The sequence below is a fragment of the Zhongshania guokunii genome (assembly GCF_040892635.1).
In the GTDB taxonomy this organism is placed as follows: Bacteria; Pseudomonadota; Gammaproteobacteria; order Pseudomonadales; family Spongiibacteraceae; genus Spongiibacter; species Spongiibacter guokunii.
This window is the reverse complement of record NZ_JBFRYA010000001.1, coordinates 423,350-435,899: the sequence shown is the minus strand read 5'-3', so window position 1 is coordinate 435,899 and position 12,550 is coordinate 423,350. Positions and strand designations below refer to the sequence as shown.

Sequence of the window (12,550 nt, the reverse complement as noted above, 5' to 3'; positions counted from 1 at the left end):
GGCTGACCAAAAATGACTTTTGTTGTAGGCGAAGATTGCATTAAGTGCAAACACACTGATTGTGTTGAAGTTTGTCCGGTAGATTGTTTTTACGAAGGTCCGAATTTTCTCGTCATTCATCCCGACGAGTGCATCGACTGCGCACTGTGTGAACCAGAATGCCCAGTAAATGCGATATTTTCTGAGGATGAACTCCCCGAAGACCAACAGGTATTCTTGGAGCTGAACGCAGAACTTGCGGAAGTGTGGCCAAATATCACCGAAATGAAGCCGGCACCGGCAGATGCAGAAGAATGGGCCAACAAGCCTAATAAACTTCAGTATCTTGAGCGCTAAGCTATTCATGCACAGCTGAGTTAAAATTCAGCACATAAAAAAGCCCGCATTTGCGGGCTTTTTTATTGCCAGTAAAATAACTTAGGCATTTTCAGAAAACAGCGATGCGGCATTAAGGCCATTGGCCTCAAATAAAACACGCATGCTTTTCAGGGCTTCAACCTGTATTTGTCGCACGCGCTCCCGCGTTAAACCAATTTCGCGACCGACTTCTTCCAGTGTTGCGGGTTCATGACCGCGCAAACCAAAACGGCGCACCACCACTTCTCGCTGCTTAGTACTTAGCTCCCCCAGCCAAAGGTCAATGCTGCTAGAGAGGTCTTCGCTCTGTAAAATATCACTGGGGTTTAAAGCTTGGCTATCGGCAAGCGTATCAAGCAATACCTGATCTGAATCCTGCGCCACCGGCACATCAACTGAGCCAACTCGATCCTTTAGGCCACATAACCGCTTCGCTTCAGCTACCGGCCGATCGAGCGCTGCTGCCATTTCTTCGGGAGAAGGCATGTGATCTAGTTTTTGGGTAAGCTCGCGCTCCGCACGCAAATAACTGTTAAGTTCTTTTACCACGTGAATAGGTAAACGAATGGTGCGGGTTTGATTCATTATTGCCCGCTCTATGGTCTGGCGTATCCACCATGTCGCATAAGTTGAAAAACGAAAGCCGCGCTCTGGATCAAATTTTTCTACCGCACGAATTAAGCCGAGATTACCCTCTTCAACCAAATCCAACAGACTCAAACCACGGTTCAAGTAACGGCGCGATATTTTAACAACCAAGCGTAAATTGCTCTCAATCATTCGCTTGCGGCCAGCCTCATCACCTTTTCTAGCTAAACGCGAAAAGTACACTTCTTCTTCTGCACTGAGCAGCGGCGAAAAGCCTATTTCACTAAGGTATAACTGGGTGGCATCTAGGTCTTTTGACTGCCGTCGTGGGCGGCTTAACTTGATTCCTTTAATAGCCTTGTCTTTGGCAACAGCATGCTCGCGGTCGTCATCGTTATTATTATCACTCACTAACACATCGATCACACTTGAGCGGTGATCGTCATTCTCATATACCCGCATCGTCGAATCCTTATTTGGTTTGTTATTACTCGACTAAGTGATACTCCAAGTGTCTTCCGGGTCTGTAAATTTAGCGCCGCGGCAGCAACTTTAAAGGATCAACCGGTTTTCCTTCTACACGAACTTCAAAATGCAATTTAACTGAATCAGTGCCGCTATCTCCCAACTCTGCAATCACCTGACCCACTTTAACTTTATCACCCTCCTTTACCGTTAAACGTCGATTATGCCCGTAAGCACTTAAATAGCGATCAGAATGTTTGAGTATCAGTAGGTTGCCATAACCGACTAACCCACTGCCCGCATATACCACTACGCCACTGCGTGATGCATGTACAGGCTCTCCCATTTTACCTTTTATATCAATACCTTTATGCGCCTGCCCAGTTGCCACAAAAGGACGCACTACTCGGCCATTGACCGGCCAGCGCCAACGTTCATTTGTTCGCAAGGATACGTTTTTTTGCACAGCAATCGACGGTTTTTGAGCAACTGCAGGCGCTGTCCGTGGCGCCGGCGCCGCAGGCGCTTTAGCTTGGGCGCGCTGCTTGACAGGGGCCTGGCTACTCTCCTGTAACAGGATAGCTTGGCCAGGATAAATTGTGTACGGAGAAGCAATATCGTTAGCGGTCGCTAACCCTTTAAGCTCGAAACCATAACGCCAAGCTATGGAGAACAAGGTATCGCCAGCACTAACTATATAATATGGAGGGGTGCGCTCAGCAGGGTTATAACGATCTGAGACAGGCGCGAAACCGCCATTGCTTGAGCAAGAAACCAAACCACAAATCAAGCAGTAAAAGCACAAGAGTCGCAGTAACTTACTCTTCATATTCAGGGCCGACAATCCACAAGGTTAAGCCTTTTTTCGTTTAGGGTAAGCTTCCTATACCGTTTTGACTCAGTCTTTCACGGGCGCTGAGCGCGATGTCACTTTGGTTTTGAGCACAATATGAGCTTTAAAGTCTATGCTATAGAAAAAAATAGTCTTAAAAAGTTAGGCTTTTTTGGCAAATCGCTCTATGAGCAACACTAAAACCACACCACAAGCAGCCAAACCCAGCGAGAGCATTAGCTGAGGATCCGCTTTTTGAGCGTAGTCCCAAGGCAATACATTCTGCCAGCCAGACGCAAGAGACTCACTAAGTAACTGCCCTTCTCCGTCGAGTTTCCACGGCCAAATAATACTCAAGGACCCTACAAGAATACCGCTTAAAGCGGCTAGTAGCGGGCCTCGATGATGATGCATCAACCACGACAGTAACCGCACAAATAGCATTAAGCCCACCCCACAGCCCGCTACGAAACTAAGCAAAGCAACAATATCGATGCTTTTCACCGCATCTATCACTGGCTGGTACATGCCAAGTAGCAATAAAATAAAACTACCGGAAATTCCCGGCAAAATCATGGCACAGATTGCCAGTGCACCAGATAAAAACAAATTTAACGGCGTAGCGGCAATTTCGGCAGGCCGAATTTCACCAATCAAAATTGCAAAGCCCAATCCAAAAAATAGCCAAAGCAACTGCTTGCCGGCACCGGGGATTTGCCGATAAACAATCAGCGCCGAAGCCAGAATTAAACCAAAAAAAAGCGCGGCCAAAGGCACCGGGTATTCATCTAGCGCAAATGAAATAACCCGCGCCAAAGACAGCACGCTGGTTACTATTCCCAGCATCAGGCTAATTAGGAAACTGCCGTTGATATACTGCCAAAATGCGACGGGGCCCGACTTGAACAATAATACAAGTGATTCTAAATTACAGGATTTCAGACTCTCAATGAGCTCATCGTAAATACCAGTGATAAATGCGATAGTACCGCCAGACACACCGGGCACTAAATCGGCCGCGCCCATGGCCATTCCGCGAAGATAAACCGCAGGATAAAATCCCTTCATACAACATCCTATTACTTGAAACAGCGGCACTAAAAGCGCGAGTTTTTACAATTACGACAGTAAACCAGAAAGTAGCGGTACAAAAAGTACCGGCTCGATCATTTGTTGTTGAATACCCTCTTCGGTTTTATCGTAAACATAGAGGGCTTGCTGCTTGCCTTGCGGGCCAATGGGAATCACTAAGCGGCCGCCCATGGCCAATTGCTCGAGTAATTCCTGAGGAACTTCGGCTGGTGCTGCTGCAGATAAAATAGCATCAAAGGGGCCGCGATCTTTCCAGCCCATACCACCATCGGCGTGACGCAGCTGAACATTATTTAAACCCAGTTGCCGCAGGCGCTGACGGGCCTTTTCTTGCAGCGGTCGAATTCGCTCAACACTAAATACTCGGCCAACCAATTGCGCCAATATCGCGGTTTGGTAGCCAGAGCCGGTACCGACCTCCAAAACCCGCTCTCGCGGGCCACTTGCCAGTAACAACTCAGTCATACGAGCAACAATATAGGGTTGCGAAAGAGTTTGCTGAAAGCCGATTGGGAGCGAGCTATCTTCATAGGCACGATGGGACAATGCCTCATCGAGAAAAATGTGCCTGGGTGTACCCCGAATGACATTAAGAACTGCGTTATCTGTTATACCGCGCTCAGTTAAACGATCGATTAAGCGATCCCGAGTTCTCTGGGATGTCATCCCGATGCCTTGCAAATTTAAGATTGTCACCCAGTTTTCTCTGTTAACTTTAATGAACAACGACTCGCACGCCGCCTCTAACTCGCCAGTGGGTAGCTGATTAATTCTCGCACAAGCGCTGTGGCGAAGCAGCCCCTTGGCAGGGAAAAGCTCAGCTCCAGCGACTTATTACCTGTAAACTGCCATTGAAAATCTTTAGCTATCAAGCGCAGGGCCCGCCGCTCAAGGCTTAAACCATGTTTAAGTAGGCCAGTGCAGAAATAGGGATACTGCGCATACACGGTCTCCTCTCGTTCCGCAGCTAGGCCATTTACCACTATACGTCCTGCCTTGCCGAACAATGGCCCAGTGGCTTGAATATCGCCGCTGGCCAAGCGGGCGATGGTTTCATTGTCGCGCTCAGCGCTAAACACACTGCCACTGTCACGCAGGGCATACACATCGCCGTCTAGCCCCGTATTCCAACTGCCATCAAGCACCCGCTGGGCCAGCACCTCGTTAAACAGCAATGACCGCGCCGCCGATAAATACATGCTGCGCTCAAAGCGCGCCGGTTTTATCTCGCCGGCAAACCATTGCCGACAGGCATCGATATTGCCGCCGTGATGACCAAAGCGCTGCTCACCAAAGTAATTAGGGAAGCCCTGTACAAGTACCATCGACAAGCGCTGATTAAGATCGTCGATATCACCTGCTAAATCGCTTAAACACAGGGTGAAATGGTTATAACGATGACTGCCTAAACGCAGCTTTTGGCGGTGACGCCCCTTGCGCAGAATTTTCCAAGTTTCGGACTCTGGCACCTCCCAAGCAGGGAAGTTTTTACCTGGCAGATGTACGCAAAACCACTGGCGCGTGACCGCATGACGATCTTTCTGCCCAGAATACGTTACCGCCTTGGGCTGTACTCCGGCTAAACGCGCCAATTGCTTGGCCACATACTCGGTATTGTCGCCGCGTTTTTCTATCCACAACCAGTCAAATTCGCCGTCGCCACTAAACTCTACGGGGAAAACTTCCTCCACCACAAAATCTTCCGGCTGGGCTTTTAATACCCCGTTTACCAGCGGAGTGCCAAGCACACGGGGCCATTCAGGCAACATTACTACGCTCCAATAACACCACCGCATCAACCGCAATACCTTCGCTGCGACCAACAAAACCTAATTTTTCGGTGGTGGTCGCTTTCACGCTAATCTGGCCCATGTCTAATTTCAAGACCTTGGCAATCGAGGCGCGCATGGCGGGAATAAAACTAGCGAGCTTAGGTTTTTGCGCGGCAATCGTTATATCCGCATTGCCCAGTGCGTAGCCTTCCGCTCGAATTAGCTGATAGCAGTGGGCAAGTAGCTCAGTGCTATCAGCACCTTTATAGCGCGGATCGGTGTCGGGAAAATGTTTGCCAATATCGCCCAACGCCAAGGCGCCAAGCAAGGCGTCACAGAGCGCATGGAGGGCGACATCGCCATCCGAATGGGCAACTAGCTGATATGAACAGGGAATCCACACACCACAGAGATGAATACCCTCGCCCGCTGCCAATTGATGTACATCATAGCCGTGGCCAATACGAATCTTAGTCATTATTGGCTCCTGCCAAAAAAACCTCGGCGATCAACAGATCATCAGGATAGGTGATTTTAATATTGCGATGACTGCCCTGCACCAGTAGTGGCTGCAAGCCGCAGTGCTCCATAGCCGAGGCTTCATCAGTAACCGGCAAACCCTGTTCACGGCAGTATTTAAGCGCGTCACGCAGCGCACCATAGCGAAACAACTGGGGCGTAAGCGCCCGCCATAACACTTGTCTATCGACAGTTTCGGCAACCTCAGTTTGGTCTGTAGCACGCTTCATGGTATCCACCACCGGCGCAGCCAACAATGCACCTACCGGATGCGCGCGCCCTTTAGCTAGCAGCATTTGTATATCCCGCTGACTTAGGCAGGGTCTTGCTGCATCGTGAACTAATATCCAGTCGCCATCCTGCGCTTCACTCAAGCTAGCCAAGGCTAGCTCAACCGACTCGGCACGCTCGGCACCGCCGGTAATCCGCCGCACTATGGGATTAGTAGCGCAGGCTAATTCCGCAAATATTGGATCGTCTGCTTTTAGCGCAACAGCCACACCACGAATTTCGCAGCAGCCCAGCAAAGCGTCGAGACTGTGCTCAATAACGGCTTTGCCATTGAGTTTAAGGTATTGTTTAGGAAGTTCCGCACCAAAGCGAGTGCCCTGACCAGCGGCGGGCACCACTGCCCAAAGCCCTGTAGCGGGCGCTTTATTAATCGCCATGATAAAACCGTTTGTCTGTATGCGCGCTATTATTATTTTTCAACTATTCTTCAACTATGAGATAAAAAGTCTCATTGCTTTTAATTAGGCCCATATCATTCCGGGCGCGCTCTTCAATACTATCAAGATCGTTTTTTAAACTGCGCACTTCGCCGTAAAGCCGTTCATTGCGCAAATTAAGATCTTCATTAACCTTTTTCTGCTGGGCAATATCACGTCGCAAGCTGGTAATTTGCTCCCAGCTACCAGTGCCCGTCCACAACCTAAATTGCAGCAAAACCAGAATGACCAGCAGTAATAAAAGCAGTCGCCGGCGCGTCATCGTGCTGCCATCTCACTCACACCCATACTGGTCCCCAATACCCGCAATTTAATTCAAGGGGCAGCGTTCGCTGCCCAGAGAATAACTAGGCGCGGAATTCGTCGCGGCCTCGGTATGCCGCGCCCAACTCAGCTTCGATACGCAGCAAACGATTGTATTTAGCGACGCGATCTGAACGGCACAGTGAACCGGTTTTAATTTGGCCCGCAGACGTCGCCACAGCCAGATCAGCAATGGTAGTGTCTTCAGTTTCGCCCGAGCGATGAGAAATAACCGCTGTGTAACCTGCATCCTTGGCCATTTTGATCGCGTCCAAGGTTTCAGTCAGCGAACCAATCTGGTTGAATTTAATCAGAATTGAGTTAGCAATTTTGTTATCAATGCCACGTTTTAGAATTTTGGTATTGGTTACAAACAAGTCGTCGCCGACCAACTGCACACGGTCGCCAACTTTGCGAGTCAAGGTTGCCCAGCCATCCCAATCGCTTTCGTCCATGCCATCTTCAATGGAGATAATTGGGTATTTTTGGCTCAGTTCGTCTAAATAACTCGCAAAGCCCTCGGCATCGAATTCTTTGCCTTCACCACTCAATACATATTTGCCGTTTTTGTAAAACTCAGAAGAGGCACAATCCAGCGCCAAAGTGATGTCTTTGCCCAATTCATAACCGGCGTTGGCAACGGCCTCGGCAATCGCTTCAAGTGCAGCTTCATTCGATGGCAGGTTCGGCGCAAAACCGCCCTCATCGCCCACTGAAGTGCTCAGGCCGCGGGCAACTAATACTTTTTTCAGAGAGTGGAAAATTTCCGCACCCTGACGCAGGGCTTCAGCAAAGGTCGGCGCGCCAACGGGCTGAATCATAAACTCTTGAATATCGACATTATTGTCAGCGTGCTCGCCACCGTTAATGATATTCATCATTGGTACGGGCATGGTGTACTGGCCTTCGGTGCCATTGATTTGAGCAATACGCTGATACAAAGGAATGCCCTTCTCAATCGCTACCGCTTTTGCAGCGGCGAGAGACACGGCCAAAATGGCATTGGCGCCCAAATTAGATTTGGTCTCGGTACCATCTGCTTTAATCATGGCATTGTCGATAGCGCGCTGATCTTCAGCGTCCATACCCAGCAACAAATCACGAATCGTGGTGTTGATATTGGCAACGGCTTTAAGCACGCCTTTGCCTAGGTAACGGCTGGCGTCGCCATCGCGCAACTCTAGGGCTTCGCGAGATCCCGTCGATGCCCCGGAGGGTGCACAAGCACTACCTACAGCGCCAGATGCTAGTACAACATCCGCTTCAACGGTGGGGTTACCGCGAGAATCCAGGATCTCATACGCCTTAATATCGACAATCTCTGCCATGTGAGTTTTCTCCGTGTCAGTCTTTATAAAATTAAAAATCTATTGAATATCGAGGGTCGGCAAGGATTTCACAACATCATCCACTGCCTTCATATGTTCTAGGAAGCCTTTAAGCGCAGACAAAGGCAGTGCGCTGGGGCCATCACATTTGGCTTGATCGGGATTGGGATGAGCCTCGAGGAACAAACCAGCGATACCCAAAGCCATGCCCGAGCGACCCAGCTCTGCAACTTGATTGCGACGTCCGCCCGACGCCGCGCCCATCGGGTCGCGGCACTGCAGTGCGTGGGTAACGTCAAAAATCAGCGGCGCACCACCGCTGACATCGCGCATAATTTTAAAACCAAGCATATCGACAACCAGATTGTCGTAGCCAAAATTACTGCCGCGCTCGCACAGCATAATTTTGTCGTTACCGCATTCGGCAAATTTTTCGACAATATTCTTCATTTGTGCGGGGCTTAAAAACTGCGGCTTTTTAATATTAATAACTGCATCGGTGGCCGCCATCGCCGCCACCAAGTCCGTTTGTCTAGCGAGGAAAGCGGGTAACTGAATAACGTCACACACTTCAGCGACAGGGCCAGCCTGATAAATTTCATGTACGTCGGTAATCACTGGAATATTAAAGGTCTGCTTAATTTCCTGAAAAATTTTCAGGCCTTCATCCATGCCTGGACCGCGGTAGGAATGTACAGACGAGCGATTGGCTTTATCGAAAGACGCTTTAAAAACATAGGGAATACCCAGCTCTGCGCAAACAGTCACATAATGCTCAGCAACCGACATGGCCATATCGCGGGATTCAAGCACGTTCATGCCGCCAAATAAAACAAAGGGCTTATCATTCGCCACATCAATACCGGCAACACTTACTACTTTATCTTTCATCTACGTATTTCCTAAATCCCAATTCCGATCAACACACTGTCCAACCGTGTATTACGCTTTGCTATGGGCAAATGCTGCGTTTACAAAACCGCTAAACAAGGGATGCCCATCACGTGGTGTAGAAGTAAATTCCGGGTGAAATTGGCAGGCGATAAACCAAGGGTGATCTGGTATTTCCACCACCTCTACCAAGCTCTTGTCGGCAGACCAGCCACCAACTTTTAAGCCATTAGCTTGCATATTCTCTACGTATTTATTGTTCACTTCATAGCGGTGGCGATGACGTTCAGTAATCAACTCGCTACCGTAAACTGCGCTAACCGCAGAACCTTCAACAAGGTGACACTGTTGCGCACCTAGACGCATACTGCCACCTAGGTCGGTATCTTGATTGCGCTGCTCAACGCCGCCTTCTGCCGTTACCCACTCGGTAATTAAACCAATTACTGGGTCACTGCATTTCTCATCAAATTCGGTGCTATTCGCGCCGCTAATACCCAAGACATTACGGGCAAATTCAATTACCGCGACTTGCATACCTAAACAGATCCCCAAGTAAGGGATCTTCTTTTCTCTGGCGTACTGCACGGTGAGAATCTTGCCTTCCACGCCACGGTTACCAAAGCCACCGGGAACCAGAATACCGTCGACGCCGTCAAGAACGCCTAAGCCTTCTTTCTCAATCGTTTCTGAGTCGATATAACGAACGGCAACCTTTGTGCGGCTGTGGATTCCAGCGTGTTTCAGCGCTTCGTTAAGCGATTTATACGCATCAAGCAGCTCCATGTACTTACCAACCATGGCAATCGTCACGGTTTGATCTTGATGGAGGTCACCTTCAATAACAGTATCCCACTCGGTAAGATCCGCTGGCGGACAGTCTAATCCGAAACGTTCAACTACGAGCTCATCTAAGCCCTCAGCAGCTAACAAAGAAGGAATACGATAAATTGAGTCAACATCTCTCAACGGGATGACCGCACGAGACTCCACATTGGTAAACAGAGCGATTTTATGACGGCTACTCTGATCAATTTCATGATCTGAGCGGCACAGCAAGATGTCAGGTTGCAAGCCGATGGACCGCAGCTCTTTTACCGAGTGCTGGGTGGGCTTGGTTTTGGTTTCGCCTGCTGTGGCAATATAGGGGACCAAGGTAAGGTGCATCAGCATTGAGCGTTTGGCGCCCAATTCTACTTTTAGCTGACGCGCAGCTTCAAAGAACGGTAAGCCTTCGATGTCACCAACCGTGCCGCCAATTTCAACAATCGCGATATCCGCATCACCGGCACCAGCTAGCACACGGCGCTTAATTTCATCGGTAATATGGGGAATTACCTGTACGGTGCCGCCGAGATAATCGCCGCGACGCTCTTTGCGCAATACGGTTTCATACACTCGACCAGCGGTAAAGTTATTACCTTTGGCCATTTTAGCGCGCACAAAGCGCTCGTAGTGACCGAGATCAAGGTCTGTTTCTGCGCCGTCTTCGGTGACAAACACCTCGCCGTGCTGAAATGGACTCATGGTACCTGGATCTACATTAATATAGGGGTCCAGTTTCAACATAGTCACTTTGAGGCCGCGAGCCTCGAGAATAGCGCCCAGCGATGCTGAAGCGATGCCTTTACCGAGAGACGAAACAACACCGCCGGTGACGAATATAAAACGCGCCATGTCATGCCTTTTTGAATAGTGCGATAAGATATAGGGCTGGAAAAAGCGGTGCTTCTTTGCCCCTTGAGATGGGACGTCAGTCTAACAGGAAGGCCATAGCGAAACAATGAAATTAGGCCTCCGTCGCGCGCCGACTCTCTGTTATAATGCGGCTCCAATTGCTTGCACATTCAAGGCCTTAGTACTATGCAACCCATGCTGAATATCGCATTGCGCGCCGCCCGTAAAGCGGGAGACCTCATTTCGCGCGCCTCTGAACAACTCGACCGCGTCCAAATTGAGTCCAAGGGCGAAAATGATTTTGTGACTGAAATCGACCGCAAGGCCGAGCAGGAAATCATTTATCACCTGCAAAAAGCCTATCCCGAGCACGGTTTTCTGGGCGAAGAGTCTGGCGCCTCAGGTAATGCCGACAGCGACTACCAGTGGATTATCGACCCGATCGACGGCACCACCAACTTCGTGCGCGGCATTCCCCACTTTGCTATTTCAATTGCCTGTGTATTCCAAGGCCAGATTGAACACGCAGTGATTCTCGACCCCATTCGACGCGAAGAATTTACCGCCAGCCGTGGTCGCGGCGCCCAGCTCAATGGCCGCCGCGTGCGGGTCACCATGAACCCCGGCCTAGAAGGCGCCCTAATCGGCACTGGTATCCCCTTTAAAGCCCATAACGCTCAGCACCTGCCCGCTTACATGGCCAGCCTTGAAGCGGTAGCCGCTGAAACGGCGGGCGTCCGCCGTGCCGGTGCGGCATCACTCGACCTAGCCTATGTCGCTGCCGGTCGCCTCGATGGCTTTTGGGAGATTGGTCTGAGTAAATGGGATATTGCAGCTGGTATTCTGCTCGTACGCGAAGCCGGTGGTTTGGTCAGCGATTTCAGCGGCGGCGGCAATTACTTTGAAAGTGGCAATATCGTTGCTGCCAACCCTAAGTGCTTGAAGGGATTGCTGCAGGCAGTGCGTCCGCATTTAGAGAAATTGCGCTAGCCTCGGGAGAGGCTTGACGGGAGACGAGAGAGGCAAAAGACCTGCCCTAGCGTCTCCCGTCTCCCGTGCAGCATTAAGCGCCTTTATGGCAAATCATCCACCTCTGCCCCTTCCTTCTCCTGCACGATCAAATCGTCCTGACTGATATTCATGGTCACTAATAAGCTGGCCACAATATAGATCGAAGAATAGGTACCCACGCCAATACCAACCAGCAGCGCCAAGGCGAAGCTGTGGATCATTTCGCCACCAACCACCGCTAGAGCAACCAATACCAATAAGGTGGTGCCAGACGTTACCAAGGTGCGATCTAGGGTTTCGGTTAAAGAAATATTGATAACCTCCGTCGCGTCATGTTTGCGCAGCTTTCGCAGGTTTTCACGAATTCGGTCAGCAACAACAATCGAGTCATTTAAGGAATAACCAATTACCGCAAGAACGGCCGCCAATACGGTGAGATCGAAATCCCAGCCCACTAAAGCGAATACACCCAAGGTTATGATGACATCATGACCCAAAGCAGCTACCGCACCGAGTGAAAACTTAATCTGGAAGCGCATCGCAACGTAGATTAACACCACCACCAAAGCCAACAGTACGGCTAAACCACCCTGCTCCCGAAGCTCCTCACCCACTTGCGGGCCGACAAATTCAATGCGGCGCAAATCAATCTCGCCAGCAGTACCAGCTTTCAGTACTTTTAGAACCTCTTCCCCTAAAGTCGGGCTCATACCCTGTGGCAAGCGCACCAAAACATCGGTATCGGAACCAAAGTTAACTACCACCGCGTTATCGTAACCAGCTGTTTTAAGCTGATCCCGCACTTCCGGTAGGGCGACGGGCTCTTCGTAAATAACCTCTATTAAAGTGCCGCCGGTAAAATCCAAGCCAAAATTCAAACCCTTGAAAGCAAGTAAACCAACAGCTACCAAGACAAGACTAATAGAAAGTACAGTGGCGAGCTTACGCAGGCCCATAAAATCAATAATTTTTGTATTCTCAGACATG

At 49.9% G+C, this 12,550-nt stretch carries 14 protein-coding genes; 2 read left to right on the top strand and 12 right to left on the bottom strand.

Annotated features, from left to right (window positions below; all coding sequences use genetic code 11):
* Positions 1-12 precede the first annotated feature (12 nt).
* Positions 13-336, top strand: a complete 324-nt coding sequence (gene fdxA / locus AB4876_RS02000) for a ferredoxin FdxA (RefSeq protein ID WP_301026750.1) — start codon at positions 13-15, stop codon at positions 334-336.
* Positions 337-417: 81 nt separating this feature from the next.
* Here fdxA and rpoS read toward each other — a convergent pair whose 3' ends face one another.
* The 11 genes from rpoS to pyrG all read right to left on the bottom strand — a co-directional run bounded on the left by rpoS (position 418) and on the right by pyrG (position 10,552).
* Entirely contained in the window at positions 418-1,407 is a 990-nt protein-coding gene (gene rpoS, locus AB4876_RS01995; RefSeq protein ID WP_368379973.1) for an RNA polymerase sigma factor RpoS, read from the bottom strand.
* Between the two features lie 70 nt (positions 1,408-1,477).
* Positions 1,478-2,200 carry a peptidoglycan DD-metalloendopeptidase family protein gene (locus AB4876_RS01990; protein WP_368379972.1) on the bottom strand — a complete coding sequence of 241 codons (723 nt, stop codon included), beginning with the start codon at positions 2,198-2,200 and terminating at the stop codon, positions 1,478-1,480.
* 204 nt (positions 2,201-2,404) lie between these two features.
* On the bottom strand, positions 2,405-3,310 hold the full coding sequence (locus AB4876_RS01985; protein ID WP_368379971.1) for a DUF368 domain-containing protein: 906 nt from the start codon (positions 3,308-3,310) through the stop codon (positions 2,405-2,407).
* 51 nt (positions 3,311-3,361) lie between these two features.
* Positions 3,362-4,000 carry a protein-L-isoaspartate(D-aspartate) O-methyltransferase gene (locus tag AB4876_RS01980; protein WP_368379970.1) on the bottom strand — a complete coding sequence of 213 codons (639 nt, stop codon included), beginning with the start codon at positions 3,998-4,000 and terminating at the stop codon, positions 3,362-3,364.
* Between the two features lie 77 nt (positions 4,001-4,077).
* On the bottom strand, positions 4,078-5,103 hold the full coding sequence (gene truD, locus AB4876_RS01975) for a tRNA pseudouridine(13) synthase TruD (protein ID WP_368379969.1): 1,026 nt from the start codon (positions 5,101-5,103) through the stop codon (positions 4,078-4,080).
* Positions 5,093-5,584, bottom strand: a complete 492-nt coding sequence (gene ispF, locus AB4876_RS01970) for a 2-C-methyl-D-erythritol 2,4-cyclodiphosphate synthase (RefSeq protein ID WP_368379968.1) — start codon at positions 5,582-5,584, stop codon at positions 5,093-5,095. Before ispF ends, truD begins: the two co-directional genes overlap by 11 nt.
* Positions 5,577-6,293 carry a 2-C-methyl-D-erythritol 4-phosphate cytidylyltransferase gene (gene ispD, locus AB4876_RS01965; RefSeq protein ID WP_368379967.1) on the bottom strand — a complete coding sequence of 239 codons (717 nt, stop codon included), beginning with the start codon at positions 6,291-6,293 and terminating at the stop codon, positions 5,577-5,579. The genes ispF and ispD overlap by 8 nt, the downstream gene beginning before the upstream one ends.
* A 43-nt stretch (positions 6,294-6,336) precedes the next feature.
* Positions 6,337-6,615, bottom strand: a complete 279-nt coding sequence (gene ftsB, locus AB4876_RS01960; RefSeq protein WP_301026743.1) for a cell division protein FtsB — start codon at positions 6,613-6,615, stop codon at positions 6,337-6,339.
* 85 nt (positions 6,616-6,700) lie between these two features.
* Positions 6,701-7,984, bottom strand: coding sequence for a phosphopyruvate hydratase (gene eno, locus AB4876_RS01955; RefSeq protein WP_368379966.1), 1,284 nt, complete (start codon positions 7,982-7,984; stop codon positions 6,701-6,703).
* A 39-nt stretch (positions 7,985-8,023) separates the two neighbouring features.
* On the bottom strand, positions 8,024-8,875 hold the full coding sequence (gene kdsA, locus AB4876_RS01950) for a 3-deoxy-8-phosphooctulonate synthase (RefSeq protein WP_368379965.1): 852 nt from the start codon (positions 8,873-8,875) through the stop codon (positions 8,024-8,026).
* 51 nt (positions 8,876-8,926) lie between these two features.
* A complete protein-coding gene (gene pyrG / locus AB4876_RS01945; protein ID WP_368379964.1) occupies positions 8,927-10,552 on the bottom strand; it encodes a CTP synthase in 1,626 nt (541 codons plus the stop codon).
* A gap of 186 nt (positions 10,553-10,738) precedes the next feature.
* On the opposite strand from pyrG, the gene AB4876_RS01940 reads away from it, so the two are divergent.
* Positions 10,739-11,542 carry an inositol monophosphatase family protein gene (locus AB4876_RS01940; protein WP_368379963.1) on the top strand — a complete coding sequence of 268 codons (804 nt, stop codon included), beginning with the start codon at positions 10,739-10,741 and terminating at the stop codon, positions 11,540-11,542.
* 83 nt (positions 11,543-11,625) lie between these two features.
* On the opposite strand, the gene secF is transcribed toward AB4876_RS01940, so the two are convergent.
* Complete coding sequence (gene secF / locus AB4876_RS01935; protein WP_368379962.1) at positions 11,626-12,549, bottom strand: protein translocase subunit SecF; 924 nt, start codon at positions 12,547-12,549, stop codon at positions 11,626-11,628.
* Position 12,550 lies beyond the last annotated feature (1 nt).

Excerpts from the sequence above, each read along its gene's own strand:
- ispD (WP_368379967.1), bottom strand. The coding sequence starts at position 6,293 with ATGGCGATTAATAAAGCGCCCGCTACAGGGCTTTGGGCAGTGGTGCCC.
- kdsA (WP_368379965.1), bottom strand. The coding sequence starts at position 8,875 with ATGAAAGATAAAGTAGTAAGTGTTGCCGGTATTGATGTGGCGAATGAT.
- secF (WP_368379962.1), bottom strand. The coding sequence starts at position 12,549 with ATGTCTGAGAATACAAAAATTATTGATTTTATGGGCCTGCGTAAGCTC.
- rpoS (WP_368379973.1), bottom strand. The coding sequence starts at position 1,407 with ATGCGGGTATATGAGAATGACGATCACCGCTCAAGTGTGATCGATGTG.
- AB4876_RS01940 (WP_368379963.1), top strand. The coding sequence starts at position 10,739 with ATGCAACCCATGCTGAATATCGCATTGCGCGCCGCCCGTAAAGCGGGA.
- ftsB (WP_301026743.1), bottom strand. The coding sequence starts at position 6,615 with ATGACGCGCCGGCGACTGCTTTTATTACTGCTGGTCATTCTGGTTTTG.
- ispF (WP_368379968.1), bottom strand. The coding sequence starts at position 5,584 with ATGACTAAGATTCGTATTGGCCACGGCTATGATGTACATCAATTGGCA.
- truD (WP_368379969.1), bottom strand. The coding sequence starts at position 5,103 with ATGTTGCCTGAATGGCCCCGTGTGCTTGGCACTCCGCTGGTAAACGGG.
- eno (WP_368379966.1), bottom strand. The coding sequence starts at position 7,984 with ATGGCAGAGATTGTCGATATTAAGGCGTATGAGATCCTGGATTCTCGC.
- fdxA (WP_301026750.1), top strand. The coding sequence starts at position 13 with ATGACTTTTGTTGTAGGCGAAGATTGCATTAAGTGCAAACACACTGAT.
- pyrG (WP_368379964.1), bottom strand. The coding sequence starts at position 10,552 with ATGGCGCGTTTTATATTCGTCACCGGCGGTGTTGTTTCGTCTCTCGGT.
- AB4876_RS01985 (WP_368379971.1), bottom strand. The coding sequence starts at position 3,310 with ATGAAGGGATTTTATCCTGCGGTTTATCTTCGCGGAATGGCCATGGGC.
- AB4876_RS01980 (WP_368379970.1), bottom strand. The coding sequence starts at position 4,000 with ATGACATCCCAGAGAACTCGGGATCGCTTAATCGATCGTTTAACTGAG.